The sequence below is a fragment of the Saccharothrix espanaensis DSM 44229 genome, from assembly GCF_000328705.1.
GTDB classification, from domain to species: Bacteria; Actinomycetota; Actinomycetes; order Mycobacteriales; family Pseudonocardiaceae; genus Actinosynnema; species Actinosynnema espanaense.
In genome coordinates this window covers 3,333,483-3,354,113 of sequence record NC_019673.1, presented here as the reverse complement: position 1 = coordinate 3,354,113, position 20,631 = coordinate 3,333,483, and the positions used below count along the sequence as shown (strand labels likewise).

Annotated in this window: 17 protein-coding genes and 1 pseudogene; 9 read left to right on the top strand and 9 right to left on the bottom strand. The window is 71.7% G+C overall.

Features of this window, described 5'->3' with window-relative positions:
• Window positions 1–2 precede the first annotated feature (2 nt).
• Together BN6_RS15305 and BN6_RS15300 are read right to left on the bottom strand one after the other, a co-directional pair.
• Window positions 3–1,619, bottom strand: a complete 1,617-nt coding sequence (locus BN6_RS15305) for an ABC transporter permease (RefSeq protein ID WP_015100563.1) — start codon at window positions 1,617–1,619, stop codon at window positions 3–5.
• The gene (locus tag BN6_RS15300) at window positions 1,616–2,515 is read right to left on the bottom strand and encodes an ABC transporter ATP-binding protein (protein ID WP_041312850.1); all 900 of its coding nucleotides are present in this window, start codon (window positions 2,513–2,515) and stop codon (window positions 1,616–1,618) included. Before BN6_RS15300 ends, BN6_RS15305 begins: the two co-directional genes overlap by 4 nt.
• A gap of 93 nt (window positions 2,516–2,608) precedes the next feature.
• Between BN6_RS15300 and BN6_RS15295 the strand changes: the two genes are divergently transcribed.
• The 3 genes from BN6_RS15295 (at window position 2,609) to fxsT (ending at window position 7,553) form a co-directional block, all read left to right on the top strand.
• Window positions 2,609–3,097, top strand: a complete 489-nt coding sequence (locus tag BN6_RS15295) for a GbsR/MarR family transcriptional regulator (protein WP_015100561.1) — start codon at window positions 2,609–2,611, stop codon at window positions 3,095–3,097.
• 235 nt (window positions 3,098–3,332) lie between these two features.
• On the top strand, window positions 3,333–5,123 hold the full coding sequence (locus tag BN6_RS15290; RefSeq protein ID WP_231905303.1) for a S8 family peptidase: 1,791 nt from the start codon (window positions 3,333–3,335) through the stop codon (window positions 5,121–5,123).
• Between the two features lie 111 nt (window positions 5,124–5,234).
• Complete coding sequence (fxsT, locus tag BN6_RS15285; protein WP_051075580.1) at window positions 5,235–7,553, top strand: FxSxx-COOH system tetratricopeptide repeat protein; 2,319 nt, start codon at window positions 5,235–5,237, stop codon at window positions 7,551–7,553.
• Between the two features lie 37 nt (window positions 7,554–7,590).
• Here fxsT and mshC read toward each other — a convergent pair whose 3' ends face one another.
• Window positions 7,591–8,829, bottom strand: coding sequence for a cysteine--1-D-myo-inosityl 2-amino-2-deoxy-alpha-D-glucopyranoside ligase (gene mshC, locus BN6_RS15280; RefSeq protein WP_015100558.1), 1,239 nt, complete (start codon window positions 8,827–8,829; stop codon window positions 7,591–7,593).
• 82 nt (window positions 8,830–8,911) lie between these two features.
• Here mshC and BN6_RS15275 point away from each other — a divergent pair, with 82 nt between their 5' ends.
• Both BN6_RS15275 and ctaD read left to right on the top strand, forming a co-directional pair.
• Window positions 8,912–9,772 (top strand): SPFH domain-containing protein, encoded by an 861-nt coding sequence (locus BN6_RS15275; protein ID WP_015100557.1) that lies wholly within the window; start codon window positions 8,912–8,914, stop codon window positions 9,770–9,772.
• A gap of 104 nt (window positions 9,773–9,876) precedes the next feature.
• Window positions 9,877–11,640: an aa3-type cytochrome oxidase subunit I gene (gene ctaD / locus BN6_RS15270; RefSeq protein WP_015100556.1), complete on the top strand. Its 1,764-nt coding sequence runs from the start codon at window positions 9,877–9,879 to the stop codon at window positions 11,638–11,640.
• On the opposite strand, the gene BN6_RS15265 is transcribed toward ctaD, so the two are convergent.
• Both BN6_RS15265 and BN6_RS15260 read right to left on the bottom strand, forming a co-directional pair.
• Window positions 11,637–12,254, bottom strand: a complete 618-nt coding sequence (locus tag BN6_RS15265; RefSeq protein WP_231905302.1) for a hypothetical protein — start codon at window positions 12,252–12,254, stop codon at window positions 11,637–11,639. The genes ctaD and BN6_RS15265 overlap by 4 nt on opposite strands.
• A 268-nt stretch (window positions 12,255–12,522) precedes the next feature.
• Window positions 12,523–13,635, bottom strand: coding sequence for an FAD-dependent monooxygenase (locus BN6_RS15260; RefSeq protein ID WP_015100554.1), 1,113 nt, complete (start codon window positions 13,633–13,635; stop codon window positions 12,523–12,525).
• Between the two features lie 139 nt (window positions 13,636–13,774).
• Between BN6_RS15260 and BN6_RS15255 the strand changes: the two genes are divergently transcribed.
• On the top strand, window positions 13,775–14,749 hold the full coding sequence (locus tag BN6_RS15255) for a GntR family transcriptional regulator (protein ID WP_015100553.1): 975 nt from the start codon (window positions 13,775–13,777) through the stop codon (window positions 14,747–14,749).
• Here the strand turns inward: BN6_RS15255 and BN6_RS15250 are convergent.
• Both BN6_RS15250 and BN6_RS15245 read right to left on the bottom strand, forming a co-directional pair.
• Complete coding sequence (locus tag BN6_RS15250) at window positions 14,691–15,251, bottom strand: hypothetical protein (RefSeq protein ID WP_015100552.1); 561 nt, start codon at window positions 15,249–15,251, stop codon at window positions 14,691–14,693. The two genes, BN6_RS15255 and BN6_RS15250, sit on opposite strands and share 59 nt — an antisense overlap.
• Before the next feature lie 790 nt (window positions 15,252–16,041).
• Window positions 16,042–16,905: an enoyl-CoA hydratase/isomerase family protein gene (locus tag BN6_RS15245; protein ID WP_015100551.1), complete on the bottom strand. Its 864-nt coding sequence runs from the start codon at window positions 16,903–16,905 to the stop codon at window positions 16,042–16,044.
• A 101-nt stretch (window positions 16,906–17,006) separates the two neighbouring features.
• Here BN6_RS15245 and BN6_RS15240 point away from each other — a divergent pair, with 101 nt between their 5' ends.
• Both BN6_RS15240 and BN6_RS50385 read left to right on the top strand, forming a co-directional pair.
• Window positions 17,007–18,005, top strand: coding sequence for an AraC family transcriptional regulator (locus tag BN6_RS15240; protein WP_015100550.1), 999 nt, complete (start codon window positions 17,007–17,009; stop codon window positions 18,003–18,005).
• A gap of 311 nt (window positions 18,006–18,316) precedes the next feature.
• Window positions 18,317–18,947: pseudogene (locus tag BN6_RS50385) on the top strand (transposase); the annotation flags it as partial.
• 181 nt (window positions 18,948–19,128) lie between these two features.
• Here BN6_RS50385 and BN6_RS15235 read toward each other — a convergent pair.
• Entirely contained in the window at window positions 19,129–19,317 is a 189-nt protein-coding gene (locus BN6_RS15235; protein ID WP_015100548.1) for a DUF397 domain-containing protein, read from the bottom strand.
• 16 nt (window positions 19,318–19,333) lie between these two features.
• Window positions 19,334–20,179 carry a helix-turn-helix domain-containing protein gene (locus BN6_RS15230; RefSeq protein WP_015100547.1) on the bottom strand — a complete coding sequence of 282 codons (846 nt, stop codon included), beginning with the start codon at window positions 20,177–20,179 and terminating at the stop codon, window positions 19,334–19,336.
• Between the two features lie 163 nt (window positions 20,180–20,342).
• Between BN6_RS15230 and BN6_RS15225 the strand changes: the two genes are divergently transcribed.
• Window positions 20,343–20,630: a hypothetical protein gene (locus tag BN6_RS15225; RefSeq protein ID WP_015100546.1), complete on the top strand. Its 288-nt coding sequence runs from the start codon at window positions 20,343–20,345 to the stop codon at window positions 20,628–20,630.
• Window position 20,631 lies beyond the last annotated feature (1 nt).

Here is a 20,631-nt window from a genome sequence, read left to right as displayed (position 1 = left end):
CTCTAGCCGATGTCCCGCCGCCGGAACCCCGCGAACCCGGCGGCCACCAGCGCCACGGCGGTCACCGTCAGCCACACCAGCGGGCCGGCCGACAGGTCCGCGCCGGGCACTTTGGGGATGTGCGTGAACGGCGAGAGGTCCATCGCCCACCGGTCGAGCCCCAGCAACGGGCCGAGCTGCCCCAGCACCAGGAACACCACCAGGAACGCCCAGCTCACCGCCGTCAGCTTGGGGACCAGCCCGAACAGCGCCAGGGTGATGCCGGCCACCACCCACACCGCCGGCACGTGCGCGAGCGCCGCGCCGACCAGCCGGCCGACCTGCCCGCCCAGGTCGCCGACCCGCGCGCCGTGCACCAGGCCCGCGCCCAGCCCGGCGGCGGCCAGCACGACGGCCGCGCCGACCGTGGCGAACACCAGGTGGCTCGCCACCCACGACCCCCGGCGCACCGACGTGGCCAGCACCGGCTCGGCCCGGAAGTCGGACTCCTCGGAGCGCAGCCGCAGCGTCGCCTGCACCACGTAGATCGCGCTGAACAGGCCGATGATGCCCAGGACCGACGCCAGGTAGACGTCGACGATCGCGCCGGTCCCACCCAGCTGCGAGATGACCTGCTCCAGCGCCGGGTTGGCCTCCAGCATCTGCTCGACGCCGCGCGCGACCGCCCCGTACACCCCGCCGAGCACGAACAGGCTCAGCGTCCAGCCCAGCAGCATCCCCCGCTGCAACCGCCAGGCCAGGCCGAACGCGCTGCCCAGCGACGCCGGGGCGCGCGCCGGGCCGAGCCGGGTCGGCAGCAGCCCGCCGCCGTGGTCGCGCCTGGTCACCAGCGCCGACGCCGCGCCGACCAGCACCGCCGCCAGCGCGAGGGACAGCAGGAACACCCACCACCGGTCGCCCGCGAACGCACGGACCTGCTCCAGCCAGCCGATCGGCGACAGCCAGGTCAGCCACGTCGGGCCCGCGTCGCCCGCCGCGTCGCCGACGGCGCGCAGCAGGTAGGCCACGCCGAGCACCGCGCCGGAGAGCGCGTTGGCCGTCCGGGCGCTCTCGGTGAGCTGCGCGGTGACCGCGCCGACCCCGGCGAACACCAGCCCGGCGGCGGTGAAGGCGAGGCCGAGCGCGAACGACCCGGACGCGGCCTCCCCCAGACCCGTCAGGCCCGCGCCCACCAGCAGCCCGATCAGCAGGCTGGCCAACGCCGACACCGCGACACCGGCGGCCAGTGGCGCGTGCCGCCCGGTCACCGTCGAGCCGATCAGCTCCAGCCGCCCGGTCTCCTCCTCGGCCCGGGTGTGCCGGGTGACCAGGAACATCGCCATCAGGCCGGTGAGCAGCGCGCCGAACACGCCCCACCGCCAGGCCAGGATGCCGCCGATGGTGGAGTAGTCGTAGATCGGGCCGAGCATCGCCAGGAACGCCGGGTTGGCGCCGGCGGTGGCCCCCATCTGCTGCCGCAGCGCCTGCGTGCCGTAGAGCTCGGTCATGCCGGACGCGGTGGCCAGCGTGGTGCCGACCAGGCCCACCACCCAGACCGGCAGCAGCAGGCGGTCGCGCCGCAGCGCGAGCCGGACCAGGTGACCGGTTCCCACCAGCCCCGTCCCCATCGACGCGGTCATGACCGCACCGCCGCCTCGGGCACCTCGTAGTGGCGCAGGAACAGCTCTTCCAAGGTGGGCGGCTGGCTGGTCAGCGTGCGCACGCCGGAGGTCACCAGCGCGCGCAGGGCCTCGTCCAAGTGGTCGGTGTCCACTTCGAACCGCACGCGGTTGCCCTCGACCTTCAGGTCGTGCACGCCGGACAGCGCGGCCAGCCCCTCGGGTGCGGTGGCGAGTTCGGCGGACACGCTGGTCCGGGTCAGGTGCCGCAGCTCGGCCAGCGTCCCGGTCTCCACGGTGCGCCCGTTGCGGATGATGCTCACCCGGTCGCACAACGCCTCGACCTCGGCCAGGATGTGGCTGGACAGCAGCACGGTGCGACGCCCGCGCTCCTCGTTGACCGCCTCCTGGAACACCGCCTCCATCAGCGGGTCGAGGCCGGAGGTCGGCTCGTCCAGGACGAGCAGTTCCACGTCCGAGGCGAGCGCCGCGACCAGCGCCACCTTCTGCCGGTTGCCCTTGGAGTAGGTGCGGCCCTTCTTGCGCGGGTCCAGCTCGAACCGGTCGAGCAGGTCCGCGCGCCGCTTGTCGTCCAGCCCGCCGCGCAGCCGGCCCAGCAGGTCGATGACCTCGCCGCCGGTCAGGTTGGGCCACAGGCTGACGTCGCCCGGCACGTAGGCCAGCCGCCGGTGCAGGGCGGCGGCGTCGCGCCACGGGTCGCCGCCGAGCAGGCGGGCGTGGCCGCCGTCGGCGCGCAGGAGACCGAGCAGGACCCTGATGGTGGTCGACTTGCCCGCCCCGTTCGGACCGAGGAAGCCGTGCACCTCCCCGGTGCGGACGGTCAGGTCCAGCCCGTCCAGTGCTCGCGTCGGCCCGAAGGTCTTGACCAGGCCCGACACGGAGATCGCAGCGCTCATGCCCCGGTAAGTTACAGTCATTTCACAAACTCGTGAAGTTAAGGAAGCGTATAAACTCCCTCCGATCGAGGTGGCGGACGGGATGATTCGGCGGTGACCCAGGTGACGGAGCGGGACCAGCAGGCGGTGCTGCGCTTCATCGAGCGCTTCGCGGCGGCCTTCGCCGAGACCGGGATGCCGCGGATGCCGGCGCGGGTGTTCGTCGCCCTGCTCGCCGACGACGAGGGCACGCTGACCGCCGCCGAGCTGGCCGACCTGCTCCAGGTCTCGCCCGCGGCGATCTCCGGCGCGGTCCGCTACCTCACCCAGGTCAACGTGGTGAGCCGCGAGCGCGAGTCCGGGTCCCGCCGGGACGTGTTCCGGGTCTACGACGACGTCTGGTACGAGGCCATCTTCCGCCGCGACCAGATGATGGCCCGCTGGGGCGGCCCGCTCAAGGAGGGCATCGGCGTGTTGGGCGAGGACACCCCCGCCGGGCGGCGGATCGCCGAGACGCTGGCCTTCTTCGAATTCGTCCACGCGGAGCTGCCGGGACTGCTGGATCGCTGGCGGACGCACCGCGACAAGCTCTTTAACTCCTGACCGTGTACGCGTGAACAGCGGTTTCTCCGCTCTGCGCGCGTCCGGCTCCCCCTGATTACGCCCAACGGCGCTACTCGCCGGCCCTTTTTGTCCCGACCATGCATGTGACCAGGTCGGCACCACCCGTTCGCGCGAACGTCCCTTATCCCTGCACGCTCCACCGCCCTGCCACAACCCGGCAGGCCGGTCGAGCGAACCTGTCCCTAGGGAGAACTCTCAAATGGGAGACGCCCGCTTGTTCAGAAAGACGGCCGTCCTCGGCCTGGCCGCGGTGTCGGCGGCCGCCCTGGCGTTCGTCAACGTCGGTGTGGCCGCGGCCGAGGGCCAGGTCCTGGCCGCCGACCGCGCCGACGCCGTACCCAACTCCTACATCGTGGCGCTGAAGGACTCGGCGTCGCCGCGGGCGCTGTCGGCCTCGGCCGCGGGCTCGCTGGTCACCAAGTTCGGTGGCGAGGTCCGCACGACCTGGCAGCACGCGCTGAACGGCTTCCACGCCACCCTCACGCCGCAGCAGGCGCGTCGCATCGCGGCCGACCCCCGGGTCGACTGGGTGCAGGCCGACCTGCCGGTGGAGATCGCCGGCGTGCAGCCGAACCCGCCGTCGTGGGGCCTCGACCGGATCGACCAGGCGAACCTGCCGCTGGACAACAGCTACACCTACCCCAACGGTGCGAGCAACGTCCGGGCGTACGTCATCGACACCGGCATCAAGATCTCGCACACCGACTTCGGCGGTCGCGCCACCTGGGGCACCAACACGGTCGACAGCAACAACACCGACTGCCACGGCCACGGCACGCACGTCGCCGGCACCGTCGGCAGCCGCAGCTACGGCGTGGCCAAGGAAGTCAAGCTGGTCGCCGTCAAGGTGCTGAACTGCCAGGGCTCCGGCACCTCGGCGGGCGTCGTCAACGGCGTCAACTGGGTCGCCCAGAACGCCGTGAAGCCCGCCGTGGCGAACATGAGCCTCGGTGGCGGCGCGGACACCGCGACCGACACCGCGGTGCGCAACCTCGTCGCGGCCGGTGTCACCACCGCGGTGGCGTCGGGCAACGACAACCAGAACGCGTGCAACTACTCGCCGGCCCGCGTCCGTGAGGCGATCAGCACCAACGCCTCCAACCGGTCCGACGCGCGCGCGTCGTTCTCCAACTGGGGCACCTGCACCGACCTGTTCGCTCCGGGCCAGGACATCACGTCCACCTGGCACACCAGCGACAGCGCGACGAACACCATCAGCGGCACCTCGATGGCGTCCCCGCACGTCGCGGGCGCTGCGGCGATCTACGTGTCGTCCAACCCCACCGCCACCCCGGCCCAGGTCGAGACGGCGCTGGTGACCGCGGCGACCAACGGCAAGATCACCAACCCGGGCACCGGGTCGGCGAACAAGCTGCTGTTCGTGCAGAACGTCGCGCCGAGCAACCCGAGCGTGAACAACCCCGGCAACCAGACCACCACCGTGGGCCAGGCGGTCAACCTGACCGTCACCGCGACCGGTGGCGCGGCGCCGTACACGTTCTCGTTCACCGGTCTCCCGGCCGGTCTGACCGGCAACTCGAACGGCACGGTGACCGGTTCGCCGACCACGGCGGGCACGTCCAACGTGACCGTCACGGTGACCGACTCGGCGTCGCGCACCGGCAGCGCCAACTTCACCTGGACCGTGCGTGACAACACCGGCGGCTGCGACCCGGCCACCAACGACGCGGACGTCACCGTCGGCGACAACAGCGACGTGAACAGCCCGATCACGCTCTCCTGCGCGGGCAACGCGTCGGCCACCACCTCGGTGACCGTCAACATCGTGCACACCTACGTCGGCGACCTGATCGTCGACCTGGTGGCGCCGGACGGCACGATCTACAACCTGCACAACCGGACCGGCGGCAGCGCCGACAACATCGCCAAGACGTACTCGGTGAACGCCTCCTCGGAGACGGCGTCGGGCACGTGGAAGCTGCGCGTTCGCGACGTGGCGGCCATCGACACCGGCCGCATCGACACGTGGACCATCGACGCGTGATGTGAGTTCTCCCAACGGTGGGGCCACCTTTTGCGGGTGGCCCCACCGCCATTCCGGTGATCCGGACGCCCGGTGCGCCGGGACGTCCCGCCGCGTGTGCACCATGGCGGGGTGCAGTGGGACTTCTTCGTCTCGTACACCGACGTCGACCGCGCGTGGGCCGAGTGGATCGCCTGGGAGCTGGAGCGGTCCGGCCACCGGGTGCTCGTGCAGGCGTGGGACATGGTGCCCGGTGCGAACTGGGTGGACCGGATGGACGAGGGCGTCCGCGAAGCGGAGCGGACCGTCGCGGTGCTGTCCGCGGCCTACCTGTCGTCGGTCTACGGCAAGGCCGAGTGGCAGGCCGCCTGGCGCGAAGACCCGGTGGGCGAGCGGCGCAAGCTCGTGGTGCTGCGGATCGCGGACTGCGAGCGACCGGGCCTGCTGGCCGGGATCGTGTCGACCGATCTGTTCGGCCTGTCCGAAACGGCCACCCGGCAACGCCTGCTGGACACCGTCCGCGGCGTGACCGTCGGCCGGGCGAAACCCGGCGCTCCCCCGGTGTTCCCGGGCGCGACCCCCCGGTTCCCGGGCGCGATGCCGGACGTGTGGAACGTGCCCCCGCGCAACCCCGACTTCACCGGCCGCGCCGAGCACCTGGACCTGCTGCACCGGACCACGGGGACGGTGGCGGTCAAGTCGGTGCGCGGCATGGGCGGCGTCGGCAAGACCCAGCTGGCCACCGAGTACGCGTACCGCTACGCGGGCGATTTCGACGTGGTGTGGTGGATCCCGTCCGAGCAGATCACGGCCGTTCCCCACCACTTCGCCGACCTCGGCGCGGACCTGGGCTTGGACGTCACGCCGGACAAGGCCGTTCGGGCCGTGCACGTGGAGCTGCGTCGCAGGGGCCGGTGGCTGCTGGTGTTCGACAATGCCGAAGACGCCGACGCGCTGCGGCCATACCTGCCGACCGGACCCGGCCGGGTGCTGATCACCACCCGCCGCAGCGGCTTCGACACCCTGGGCTCGGTGGTCGACCTGGACGTGATGGACCGGGCGGACAGCGTCGTGCTGCTGTCCCGGCGGTTGCCGGACGCGACCGCGACCGAGGCGGCGAGCCTCTCGGAGCTGCTCGGCGACCTGCCGCTGGCGGTCGAGCAGGCGTCGGCGTACATCAAGGCCACCGGGCTGCCGGTGGCGTCCTACCTGGACCTGCTGACCACCCGCACCGCCGAGGTGATCCGGCAGGGCAAGGTCGCCGGCCACGACCGGACCCTGGCGACGCTGTGGGACCTGTCGCTGGCCGAACTCGGCGCGGCCGAGCGCCGGCTGCTCGACCTGCTCGCCCACCTGGCACCCGAACCCGTCCCGCTCGACCTGTTCACCCTGCACCCCGACGCCCTGCCGGCACCGCTCGCCGAGACCGTGACGGACCCGATCGCGTTCAACAACACCGTGGGCGCGCTCGTGGACCACTACCTCGTGCGGCGGTCAGCGACAGAGATCACCGTCGTGCACCGCCTGCTGGGCCAGTCGCTGCGCGACCGCGCCGACCCCGGGGGCGCGCTCGGTGCGGCGATGGCCCTGCTGGTCGCCGACCTCCCGATCGAGATCCGCGGGGAACCCGAGAAGTGGCCGAGGTGGCACACCCTCCTGCCCCACGTGCTGGCGGTGTGCGCGGCGAGCCCGGACGCGGACGGACCGCTGGTCGCCCTGCTCGTGGGAACCGGACGCCACCTGCACAGCCAGGGCCTCCTCCACGAAGCGCTCGGCGCGGCCGAACGCGCGCTGGCCGTGCAGGAGTCGCTGGACGGGACCGATTCCCAGCGGATCGCCGTCACCCTCAACGAGGTGGGCATGATCTTGGACGACCTGGACCGGTCCGCCGACGCCCTCGTGCTCTACCAGCGGGCGGGGGTGATGAGCGCGGGCTCGTTCGGCGGCGATCACCCGTACGCCGCCGTCTACCTGGCGAACAGCGCGAACTCGCTGGTCAACCTGGGCCGGTCCGGTGAGGCGGTACCGCTGCTGGAACGCGCACTGGCCATCTACCGGGCGAAGTACGGCCCGGACCACCCGGAAGTGGCGATCACCCTCCGCAAGCTCGGAAAAGCCATGCGCGGGCTCGGTCGGACGGCCGAGGTGCTGCCGCTGGTCGTACGTGCGCTGGAGATCGACAGCGCGTACTTCCCGCCGGACCACCCCACGCTGGTGGTGAGCCTGAACAACGTCGGCTTCGCGCTGGTCGAACTCGACCGGGCCACCGAGGCGGAGCCGGTCTTCCGCCGTGCGATGCACCTGGCCGAGACCGCGTACCACCCAGCCCACCCGTACGTGGCGATCTCGGCTACGAACCTCAGCGTGGCGCTGGCGGCGCTGGGCCGCGAAGCCGAGGCGCGGGAGTCGCTGGAGAAGGCGTTGCGGATCAGGCAGCAACCGCAGCCGTAGGGCGCGGCCGCGGGAGCCACGCCCTACCCCGGTGGTTCTACAACTCGACGCCCAGCAGTGCGTCCACGGCGTCGCGGAACAGCTTCGGCGCGGTCTCGTCGTTGCCGCCGGTGGACAGGGCCTCCGCCGCCCACGCGTCCAGCGCGACCAGCGCGCGGGGGGTGTCCAGGTCGTCGCCCAGGTGGTCACGCAGCCGGGTGACGGTCGCCTCGGCGTTCGGGGCCGACTCCAGGGCTGCCGCGCGGCGCCACGTCGCCAGGCGTTCCTGCGCCTGCGCCAGCAACGCGTCCGTCCACGGGCGGTCGGCGCGGTAGTGGCCCGCGAACAGGGCCAGGCGCACCGCGTTCGGGTCGGTCTTCTGGGAGCGGAGCTTGGAGACGAAGACCAGGTTGCCCCGGGACTTCGACATCTTCTCGCCGTCCAGGCCGATCATGCCCGCGTGCACGTAGTGCCGGGCGAACGGGTGTTCGCGGGTCAGCGCCTCGGCGTGCGCGGCGCTGAACTCGTGGTGCGGGAAGACCAGGTCGGAGCCGCCGCCCTGCACGTCGAAGCCGGTGCCCAGGCGGTTGAGCGCGATGGCGCTGCACTCGATGTGCCAGCCCGGCCGGCCCTCGCCCAGCTCCGACGGCCAGGACGGCTCGCCGGGACGCGTGGTGCGCCACAGCAGGGCGTCGAGCGGGTGGCGCTTGCCTGGGCGGTCCGGGTCGCCGCCGCGTTCGGCGAAGAACTCCAGCATGGTGGCCTCGTCGTAGTTCGACTCGTAGCCGAACCTTCCGGAGGCGGTGTGGTCGAAGTACACGTCCGGGTGGTCCGGGTCGTCGACCCGGTACGCCGCGCCGTCCGCGAGGAGCTTCGCGACGGCCTCCACGACCTCCGGGATGGCCTCGACCGCGCCGATGTACTCGCGGGGCGGCAGCACGCGCAGCGCGACCATGTCCTCGCGGAACAGGGCCGTCTCGCGCATCGCGAGCACCACCCAGTCGTCCTGGTCGCGCTCGGCGCGCTCCAGCAGCGGGTCGTCCACGTCGGTGACGTTCTGCACGTAGTGGACCTCGTGGCCGTTGTCCAGCCACAGCCGGTGGACCAGGTCGAACGTCAGGTACGTGGCCGCGTGCCCGAGGTGGGTCGCGTCGTAGGGGGTGATGCCGCAGACGTACAGCCTGGCGGTGTCACCGGGGGCCGTGGGGCGCACCTCGCCGGTCGACGTGTCGTACAGCCGCAGCGGGCGCGGCTCGCCGGCTACCCGCGGGACAGGGGTGGATGACCAGGTCTGCATGGGTTCGACCCTAACTCGCCAGTTCAAGCGGGCGTCCGCCTGGCGGGACGTCGGCGTACCCTGAACGTGGGAGATGATGGCCATGATCCTCGACATCGTGTTAGCCGTCCTCGGAGCCGCCGCGCTGGGCCTGGGCGCCAGTGCGCGGGTGGTCAAGCAGTACGAGCAGGGGCTGGTGTTCCGCTTCGGCCGGGTGCGGCCGGCGCTGCGCGGGCCGGGCCTGACCCTGGTCGTGCCGGTGGTCGACCGGCTGAAGAAGGTCAACCTCCAGATCGTCACCCTGCCGATCCCGGCGCAGGACGGCATCACCCGGGACAACGTCACGGTCCGTGTCGACGCGGTCGTGTACTTCAAGGTGGCCGACCCGGTGAAGGCGGTCGTCACCATCGAGGACTACCGGTTCGCCGTGCTCCAGGTCGCCCAGACGTCGCTGCGGTCCATCATCGGCAAGAGCGAGCTGGACGACCTGCTGTCCAACCGGGAGCGGCTGAACCAGGGGCTGGAGCTGATGATCGACAACCCGGCGCTGTCCTGGGGCGTCGAGATCGACCGGGTGGAGATCAAGGACGTCGCGCTGCCGGAGGGCATGAAGCGGTCGATGTCGCGGCAGGCGGAAGCGGAGCGTGAGCGGCGGGCCCGGGTCATCACCGCCGACGGCGAGCTGCAGGCGTCGAAGAAGCTGTCCGAGGCGGCCGCGCAGATGGCCGCGACGCCCGCCGCGCTGCAACTCCGGCTGCTGCAGACCATCGTCGAGGTGGCGGCGGAGAAGAACTCGACCCTGGTGCTGCCGTTCCCGGTCGAGCTGCTGCGGTTCCTGGAACGCGCGTCCGAGCAGATCACCCGGCAGGAACCCGGCCAGGCACCCCCGCCGGAACCCCCGGTGGACGAGCAGCGCAGCGTGCCTCCCGGACCGCGGGCGTCGGCCGAGCGACTGCCTGGCTGAGCACTTGCCTGGCTGAGCGACTGCCTGGCCGAGTGATTGCCCCGGTAGCCGATCAGGTGGACCATGTGAGGTGGCCCACGCCATCGGGACGAGGAGGCGGTTGCATGACCGCGCTCAAGCCGGAGCCCGTGGTCGCGCACCCCGGTGCGGCGCGGCGACGCCCGTTGGGCGGGGTGCTGCTCGGTCTGCTCAAGACCACCGACCCGAAGCAGATCGGCCTGCTCTACCTGACGACCTCGTTCGTGTTCTTCATGATCGGCGGCCTGCTGGCGCTGCTGATCCGCGCCGAGCTGGCCCGGCCGGGGCTCCAGTTCCTGTCCACCGAGCAGTACAACCAGTTGTTCACCATGCACGGCACGATCATGCTGCTGCTCTACGCGACGCCGATCCTGTTCGGGTTCGCCAACTACGTCCTGCCGTTGCAGATCGGCGCGCCGGACGTGGCGTTCCCGCGGCTGAACGCGCTGTCGTACTGGCTGTACCTGTTCGGCGGCACGATGGTGCTGATGGGGTTCGTCACGCCGGGCGGCGCGGCGGACTTCGGCTGGACCGCCTACACGCCGCTGTCCGACGCCGTGCACTCCCCCGGCATCGGCGCGGACCTGTGGATCATGGGCCTGGCGGTGAGCGGCCTGGGCACGATCCTGGGCGGGGTGAACATGGTGACCACGGTGTGCTGCCTGCGCGCGCCCGGCATGACCATGTTCCGGATGCCGATCTTCACCTGGAACATCTTCGTCACCAGCATCCTGATCCTGCTGGCGTTCCCGATCCTGACCGCGGCGCTGATGGGCCTGGCGGCGGACCGGCACCTGGGCGCGCACGTGTTCGACCCGGCCAACGGCGGCGTGATCCTGTGGCAGCACCTGTTCTGGTTCTTCGGGCACCCCGAGGTGTACATCGTGGCGCTGCCGTTCTTCGGCATCGTCAGCGAGATCTTCCCGGTGTTCAGCCGCAAACCGCTGTTCGGCTACAAAGGACTGGTGTTCGCCACGTTCGCGATCGCGGCGCTGTCGGTGGCGGTGTGGGCGCACCACATGTTCGCCACCGGCGCGGTGCTGCTGCCGTTCTTCTCGCTGATGACGTTCCTGATCGCGGTGCCCACCGGCATCAAGTTCTTCAACTGGATCGGCACCATGTGGCGGGGGCGGCTGTCGTTCGAGACGCCGATGCTGTTCAGCATCGGGTTCCTGGTCACGTTCCTGCTGGGCGGGCTGACCGGCATCCTGCTGGCGTCGCCGCCGCTGGACTTCCACGTCACCGACACGTATTTCGTGGTGGCGCACTTCCACTATGTCCTGTTCGGCACGATCGTGTTCGCCACCTACGCGGGGATCTACTTCTGGTTTCCGAAGATGACCGGCCGGATGCTCGACGAGCCGCTGGGCAAGCTGCACTTCTGGACCACGTTCATCGGCTTCCACCTGACGTTCCTGATCCAGCACTGGTTGGGCAACATCGGCTTCCCGCGCCGGTACGCGGACTACCTGCCGTCGGACGGCTTCACCACGATGAACACCGTGTCGACGGTCGGCGCGTTCCTGCTCGGCGCGTCGGTGCTGCCGTTCGTGTGGAACGTGTTCCGCAGCTACCGGTTCGGCGACCCGGCGGAACGCGACCACCCGTGGGGGTTCGGCAACTCGCTGGAGTGGGCGACCTCCTGCCCGCCGCCCCGGCACAACTTCACCGAACTGCCCCGGATCCGCTCGGAGCGCCCGGCGTTCGAACTGCACTACCCGCACATGGTCGAGCGGATGCGCGAGGAAGCGCACTTCTCGTTGGCCAAGCCGGGTCGACGACGCGTCCGACCGGACGAGACGACGGAGGCCGCGCTCGCGCCGACCGACCGCACGTCGAAACCCGACTAGGGCGTCCGGGAGCGGCGGCGGTTGAGGAGGAACCACCAGCCGCTGACGAGGTGGGCTGCCACGACCACGGCGGAACTCACCCAGGCGACCTGGCGCAGGACGCGGAACGCGGGGCGGTCCGCGACCAGCGACATGCCCGGGTCGTCGGGGTGGAAGGCCACCGGGATCCGATCCCCGACGTCGAGGTCGAACGTCTGGAAGGTGGTCGACGAGCGGCCGCTCGGGCACGTCAGCACCGCGAAGTCGTCCCGCCCGTCGTCGTGCGTGGGCCGGTAGTCGAACCGCTCGACAGCGCACGTCTCCACGTCTCCCCTGGTCGACAGGGCGTGCCCCGGCGCGAGGATGACGAAGCTGATCGCGGCCACCGCGACCGCCACCGCAGCGACGACCACCGTCGGGTGGTGGTCCGACTTGAGGTCCATCACCGCCGAGGGCGCGACGTTCGCGGCCGCGGGCAGCGCGATGACCGGGACCGCGAACACGAAGTACAGCCACGGCAGGCCCGGCACCAGCCCGGCCAGCCAGGCGAATCCGAACTGGATCCCGTAGAGCAGCGGCATTCCCGCCAACGCCACCGCCAGCCAAACGGCGACATCCCTGTGCTCAGGCGACACCCGCACCTCCGGTGGCCGGAACCGAAGGGCGAGTGTGCCGGCCGCACCCGGTGCCCAGCGCTCTTTCGGCGGACTGCCCACCAACGACGCAGGCGCGAGGGTCGCGGGACTTCGGTACTCCGCGAGGAGCGCGACCACCGGACGAGGGTGACCAGGTGGACCACGACCGAGCGAATCCCGGCAGGCCACCGCCCCGACCCACGTGAAACGGCTCCGGCAGGCGGCTTCGGCCTACTGGTGGAGGTGGTCCAGCGGGCCGGCTCCTGGTTCAGGCGTCCAGGCTGATCGCGCGCTTGGCGGCCGCCATCGACTCCTCCGACGCGCCCTGCCCCGGGTTCTCCGTGGCCAGCGCCTGGTTGAGCGCCACGAACGGCCGCAGCCGCTCCTCGTAGCGGGCCAGTGCGGTGCGGTGGTCGTCGGACCGGCCGAGTTCGTCGGCCAGCACGTACGCGCCCACCAGCGCCAGGCTGGTGCCCTGGCCGGACAGCGGGGACGGGCAGTGCGCGGCGTCGCCGATCAGCACGACCCGGCCGCGCGACCACTCGTCCAGGCGCACCTGGGCCATCGCGTCGAAGTAGAACTCCGGCGCGGCCCACATCGCCTTGAGCAGCCTCGGGGTCTCCCAGCCGAGGTCGGCCAGCCGCTCGGCGATGAGCGCCTTCTGCCCGTCGACGTCGTGCCGGTCGTGGTCGAGCGGGTCCGCGGCGAAGCCGAGGGTGGCGCGCAGTTCGGTGTTGTCACGGGCCGGGTAGAGGCAGTAGCTCGCGGTGCGGGTGTCGTTGTGCACCCACACCTGCCAGTCCTCCAGGTCGAGGAAGTTCTCGGTGCTGAACACGCCCACGTACGCGCCGAGGTGGTGCACGAACTGCTCTTCCGGGCCGAACGCCAGCCGCCGGACCGCCGAGTGCAGGCCGTCCGCTCCGACGACCAGGTCGAACGTGCGGGGCGCGGCCTCGCGGAAGGTGACGCGCACGCCGTCGTCGTCCTGGTCGAGGGCCGTGATCGCGTCGCCGAACAGGTACTCGACGCCGTCGCGGGCACGGGTGTGCAGCAAGGCGGCGAGGTCGTCGCGCAGGACCTCGATGTCGTCGCTGTCGAGCCGGCCGGCGCTGAGGGTCATCTCGGTCGAGCGCCACTGCTCGTTGCCCTGCGCGTCGAGCATCGCCATGCCGCGCAGCCGGGTGCGCAGCTCACCGGCTTGCGTGAGCAGGTCCATCCGGTCCAGCACGTCGAGGGCGACGCCCCGGACGTCGATCGCCTGGCCGCCGGGGCGCGGGCCGGGCGCGCGCTCCACGACGGTGGGCGCGTAGCCGTTGCGGCGCAGCCAGTGGGCGGCGGTCAGACCTGCGGGGCCGGCACCGGAGATGAGCGCGGTCTTCATCGGGGTCTCCTTCAGCGGTGGGTACGGCGCTGAATTTACGCTGTACGCACAGCACTGACCAACGCTGTACTAGCTCAGTAACCCCTGGTCAGGGCCTTTGTCCTGGTAGGTTCTGTACTAGTACAAGAGGAGGCACGACATGATCCCGCCCTACCAGCGGATCGTCGCCGAGATCACCCGCCGGATCACCGCCGGCGAGCTGGCGCCGGGCGACCGGGTGCCGTCGGCCCGGCAGGTCGCCAAGGAGTGGGAGGTCGCGCTGGCCACCGCCACCAAGGCGCTGACCACGCTGCGCCAGAACGGCCTGGTCGAGACGCAACCCCGGGTCGGCACGGTGGTCGCCGCCGACCGCCCGCGACCGCGTGCGGCGGCACCCGAACGCGAACTGACCCGGGAACGGGTCGTCCGGGCGGCGATCGACATCGCGGACGCCGAAGGGCTCGCGGCGCTGTCGATGCGCGGCATCGCGGCCCGGCTCGGCGTCGCGGCGATGTCGCCCTACCGCCACGTGGCGAGCAAGGGCGACCTCGTGCTGATGATGGCCGACGCGGTGTTCAGCGAGACCTCACTGCCCGTGCACCCGCCCGCGCACTGGCGGGCGCGCGTGGAGGTGGGCGTCCGGGCGCTGTGGGAGCTGCACCGCGCGCACCCGTGGCTGGCGCAGCTCGGCCCGCTGACCCGGCCCATGCTGGTGCCGAGCCTGCTGGCCTACTCGGAGTGGACCCTGACCGGCCTGTCCGAGCTGGGACTGGACCCGACGACCACGTTCGACCTGAACGTCCTGCTCTACAGCCACGTCCTGGGGCTCTCGGTGCACCTGGAGCGGGAGGCGCAGGCGGAGGGGGCCACCGGCCTGTCGACCGAGCAGTGGATGGACGGCCAGGCCCGCAACCTGGGCCGCCTCGCGCCGGCCCACCCGACGTTCGCCCGGATCATGTCGACCTTCGCCGAGACCGGCTACGACCTCGACCTGGACGCCCTGTTCGAACTGGGCCTGCGCTCGATCCTCGACGGCCTGGAGCGCCGGGGGCCCGGAACCGCGATGGCCGTCGCGGTCACGTCGTCGCGGGAGCCGGGGCGGTGGTCGGGAAGTCGCCCTTCGACAGCCGGATGACGTCCGCGCCGTAGCGCTCGGCCAGCGCCGCCCGGTCGGCGTCGCTGCCGTCCACGGTCGTCACGTCGACCGCCGAGCCGTCCACCGCCGGGCCCCACGTGGAGATCCGCACGTTCCTGCCCTTCCAGTACTCGGCGTCGGCGTCGATCCGCTCGGCGACCTCCTTGAGCCGGCTCAACGGGAACTTCGCGTCGGACAGCTCCAGCCGAGCCCCGTGCGCGGCGGCGCGCGCCGCGTCGTCCAGGGCCTGGTCCGGCAGGCGGTAGACGACGACCCGGTCGCCGACGAGCCGCAGCCCGGCGTAGGTCTGCGGGAACCCGGTCTCCAGCAGCGGTCCGAGCGCGGACGCGGCGGCTTCGGCCGCCGGGTCGTTGGTCGGCGTCACCGAGGACGACGTGGGTTTCGGCAGGTCTTCCGCGACCTGCTCCGGCCCCTTCCCGGCACCACAGCCACCCACCGCGAACGCCCCCGCCACCAGCACTGCGAGCACCACCCGGTTCACCGGTCCCGACCTCCTCGCGCCGACTTGTCCGTCGGTACCAGGACGGGACGGACCGGGCGGGCGGTTGCACCGACCGGCACGCCCAAGGCGCGATCCGGCCCGCTAGTAGGACTTCGTTGGGTGCGGTTTTGTGGGGCTGTTTGTGTCTGGACGTGTTGTCGGCGGGTGTGGCAGTGGCCTGGTGCAGACCGCGAGTGGGTGTTGGAGGTGGCGCAGGGCGGCGTTGAGGGTCGGCCTTGCGCGGGGGCTTGTGGGTGCGGCGGAGCTTGGTGCGGACGGCCTGGGCGACGGGGGCGAGGGTGCCGGTTGGTCGGGCTCTGGTGGGTGCCGTGGCGCCGGACGACGGACTTCCCCGCCGACCGGCCCGCGGCCGTGGTCAGGGTCCCCAGGTCGACGGGCGGGTCGGGGTGGCGGGGTTCGGGTCGCCGGCCGGTCCGGCCGTAGGCGGGTGTGACCGGCACCGCCGCGGACCGACCTACGCGGTGGCGATCGGGTCGACCGCCACCGCGTAGGCCGGTCCGCGGCCGGTGGGTTCGTCGATCATGTCCAGTGCCGGCCGCCACTTCTCCCGGTGCCGTTGGTCGCCGGGGATCGCACACCGCTGCCTCCCGCGCCGGGTTTAGGCGGCCCGGTCCGGGTCGGCGGCCTTGCGGTCGTCCCGGGACCCGGGCGGGAACAACCGCCGGTCCCGCCCTTGCCCCTCCGGTCACGCCGGGCGAACCAGCGCCATCTCCTCCGGCCTCACCGCCCCAGAAGATCACACCCCAACACTCGACCTAACGAAGTCCCACTAGGCGATGCGGTCGAGCAGTCCTTCGAGGTCCCGCTCGCCGTCGCGGGTCTGCACGCCTGCGGTGAGTTGCCGGCGTGCGGTGGCGACGACCTCGTCGCTGAACAGCGCGTACAGCGAGGCGTTCTCCACCTTGTACGCCTCGTGCGAGATGCCCGGCGCCACCGCGTCGACGGTGCTCTTGATCTCGGCGACGACCTTGGGGCGTACGCGTGCGATCCGGCGTGCCAGGGCGTCGACGAACGCGTCCAGGTCGGCGGCGGGCAGGGCGCGGTTGACCAGGCCGTACCGCTCGGCCACCTCAGCGTCCACGAGCTGCCCGCCGACGACCAGTTCCAGGGCCCGGGCCCGCCCGACCAGTCGGGTCGTGTTCAGCGTGCCGCCGCCACCGGGGAGGATGCCCAGCAGCGACTCGGGCTGGGCCTGACCCGAGCGGCCGATCGCCGCGAACCTCATGTCGAGGGACATGAGGAACTCGTTGCCGGCGCCGCGCGCGAAGCCGGCGATCTTGCCGATGGTGATCTGCGGAAGAGCGCGCACCTCCACGCCCAACGCCTGGATGATGTTCAGGCCGTCCGGAACCGGCGTGTCCGGCGCGGCGGCGAGCGCGGCGCGGGTGGCAGCGGGCAGGGCGTCCGGGTCGGTGAGGTAGCCCATGTCGCCGTGCGCACTGAAGAACTCTTCGTCGGCGCTCTGGAACACGATGACGCGCACGGCCGCGTCGTCGCGAACCTGCCGCACGAACCCGCGCAGCGAGGGCAGCAGCACGCCGTCCATGAGGTTGAGGGGCGGATGGTCGAGGGTCACGGTCGCGACCCCATCGGCGACGTTGACGGTAAGGCCGGTCCAGTCGTGATAGTTCATGACATGAACCGTATGTATCGGATGCTGAGTCAAGCAATGTTCACATCTCGCAACATATTGATTAGTTGCCTCAGCCTCTGGCAGGAAGCTACCGTGGCACGGTGGATCCCTTCAGTGACGTGCTGGACGTCTCGGGCGTCAAGGGGACGCTGAGCACCCGAATCGAGGCCGGCGGTCGCTGGGCGGTCGTCCTGGACGACTATCCGGGGGTTGCCCTGCACGCGGTGACCGCGGGCCGGGCCTGGCTCACGGTGCCGGGCAGCGAGCCGGTGGAGCTGGCCGGCGACGACGTCGTGCTGCTTCCGGCCGGCACCCCGCACGGCCTCGGCGACGAGCCTGTGGATCCGGAGGGGACCGACAGGCGCGAGCACGCCACGGCCCGCGGGCGCGGCGACGGTGATCTGATCCGGCTCGGGTCGTCGCCGGCCACCACCCGGATCGTGACCATCCACTACGACTGCGATCCGGCCGCGCTCACGCAGGTGCTGGCGATCCTGCCCGGCATCGTGCACGTGCGGGCGGAGACCGGCACGACCGGCCTGGACGACACCGTGCGCATGCTCGCCCGGGAGCTCGCCCACCCGCAGATCGCCACCCGGACGGTCCTCAAGAGCCTGGTCGACGTGGTGCTGGTGCAGATGCTGCGAGCCTGGCTGGCCGAGGATCCCCCGGCCTGCCTCGGCACGTGGCTGGGCGCGCTCCACGACCCCGTGGTCGGCAAGGCGCTCGAATGCCTGCACGAGGACCCGGCGACGCCGTGGACGACGGCGACGCTGGCGGCGGCCATCTCGGTCTCCAGGGCGACCCTCGCGCGTCGGTTCCCGGCGGCCACCGGCGCGACCCCAGCCGCGTACCTGGCGAACTGGCGGATGGATCTGGCCGCGGTCCGCCTGCGCGACACGCACGACTCCCTGGAGGCGATCGCCTCCGCCGTCGGGTACGGGTCGGTGCCGGCGTTCTCCCGCGCATTCACCCGTGCCCACGGGCGGACTCCGGGCCGCTACCGGAGCGAGGCACGCACCCGCCGCGTGCCGGCCTTCCGGCTGCACCAGCCGTTGCCGTCGAGCCTCAGGGTCGACGCGGGCCGAGCCGGTGCCTAGGCCACTGCCAGTGGTTCCGGTCGCTGGTTCATCGGGGTCTGAGGTCGTTCACCGCGTCGGCAGGTAGGCGAGGTCCGGGTCACTGGCCTGCAGCTGCCGTTCGTCGCGGGCACGGTCGGGATGCTCCTCAGCGTGCCGACGCTCGCCCCGGCGGCACTCCTGCTGTCCGAAGCCGCCACATGCGCCAGTTGGACCTGGCCACGCTTGAGTGAGCTCGCAGACGCTGCGCCACTCGGCTAGTGGGACTTCGTTAGGTCGAGTGTTGGGGTGTGAGCTTCTGGGCGCGGTGAGGTCGGAGGAGATGGTGCTGGTTCGCCCGGTGTGACCGGAGGGGCAAGGGCGGGTTGTGCCTGCGTGGGTTGTTGTCGGAGGGCAAGCGCAGGTCGATGCGGCCGATGGGCGAGCGTCTCGGGGTGGACCACCGGCGGTTGCAGCGGTTCGTGACGACTTCGACGTGGGATCACGTGGAGGTGCGGCGTCGGTCGGCGGTGTGGGCGCGGGGCTTCGTGGATCCGGACGCGTTCGCGGTGGACGACACCGTTGGACCGGCGGTTGTTTATGCCCGAGTCCCGGGACGACCGCAAGGCCGCCGACCCGGCGCGGGCCGCCGAAACCCGACGCGGGCGGCAGCGGTGTGCGATCCCCGGCGACCAACGGCACCGGGAGAAGTGACGGCCGGCACTGGACATGATCGACGAACTCACCGGCCGCGGACCGGCCTACGCGGTGGCGGTCGACCCGATCGCCACCGCGTATCCCGCCACGGCGGTGCCGGTCACCCCCGCCTACGGCCGGACCGGCCGGCGACCCGAACCCCGCCACCCCGACCCGCCCGTCGACCTGAAGACACTGACCATGGCCGCGGGCCGGTCGGCGGGGAAGTCCGTCGTCCGGCGCCACGGCACCCACCAGAGCACGGCCAACCGGCACCCTCGCCTCCGTCGCCCAGGCGATCTGCACCAAGCTCCGCCGCACCCCACAAGCCCCCGCGCAAGGCCGACCCTCTACGCCGCCCTGCGCCACCTCCACCACCCACTCGCGGTCTGCACAGGCCACCGCCACACCCGCCGACAACACGTCCAGACCCGGACACCCCGACAAAACCACACCCAACGACGTCCTACTAGTCCTTGAGGCTCTCCAGGAAGCCCGCGAACGCCGCCGGGGCGAACACCAGCACCGGACCGCCGGGGTTCTTCGAGTCACGCACGGCCGCCGCGCGCGGCAGGTCGGCGATCTCCACGCAGTTGCTCGCGCCATTCTGACTGCGGCTGCTCTTGCGCCACTGGGGTTCTCCGAACCTGTTCGCCATGGCGCGCAGCCTCCCGCTAGTCGAGTTCTCCGATCAGACGACCAAGCAGCGCAAGGGAATCGGCAGCTGACAACGCCGCGCGCCGGGCCCGGTCCATCGCCAGTCTATAGACGTCGGTGTGCGGTGGACGATCATGAATGTCGGCGTTGGTCAGAGCCTCGACGTAGACGAACGTCACCGCCGGGTCACCGATGTGGAGCAGGGTGAACCAGGTGCCCAGCGCGAGGTGCGCGCCCGCCTCGAACGGCAGGACCTGGACGGTGATGTTCGGCCGGGAAGCCAGGTCCCGCAGGTGGGCGAGCTGGTTGCGCAGCACCGCGCGACCGCCGACCTGGCGGCGCAGCCCCGATTCGCTGAGCACCAGGTCCACCCGGGGCGCTCCCGGTTCGAGCAGCCGCCGCTGCCGGTCGGCCCGCTGCCGGACCGCCGACTCGATCTCGTCGGGCGTGAGCGCCGCGCCCTGGCCGAGCAGCGCGCGGGCGTAGTCCTCGGTCTGCACCAGGCCCGGCACCAACTCCTCGGCCACCAGCTCGATGCGGTCGGCGGCCGTCTCCAGCGCGATGTAGGTCTGCGCCCAGTCCGCGACGAACGCCGGGCCGGGGTCGCGCTTGCGGGCGATCTTGCCCAGTTCCACTACCTTGGCGCGCTCGGCCGGGTCGAGGCCGAGCAGGTCGGCCAGCGCGGTCACCTCCACGGCCGCGAGCTTGCGCTTGCCGCCCTCGACCAGGCCGACCTTCTGCACGTACGACCAGCCGAGCGCGTCCGCCACGGCGGCGGCGTCGACACCCGCCCGTTCGCGGTAGGCGCGCAGCAGCGCGCCGAGTTCGATGCGCCGCGCGAGGGGCGGCGGCTGGTCGGCCATCGGTGGTGGTCCTCTCGTCCCGGTGTTCCGTTGCGGCGCAAGGAATATCGGGACGCAGCCGGTCCGGGCAATACACCCGATCGTGCAGTTCCTACCGTCGCATGACAGTAATAGTCTCGCAGTTGTCAAACCGGCAATAGTCACTCCGCAGGAAGGGGCCCCGATGGCCGCCGAGCCCAAGCCGCTGTGCGACGAGCGGGAGTTCGCCGCGATCCTCCGGGACCTGGTCGACGGCGACGCGCCCCGGCTGTTCGCCATCGTCGAGGAGTACGGGGTGCGCGAGGACGCCTGGGTCGCCGCGTGGGGCATCGACCTCGGCGACCACGCCGAAGTGCTCAGCGTGGACGGCGGCTTCCGGCTCACCACGGAGAAACCGGAGACGGCCGTGCGGCTGTTCGCCGCGTCCGGCGGCGTGACCGCGCACCTGGTCTGGGTGCCGGAGCCGACCTGAG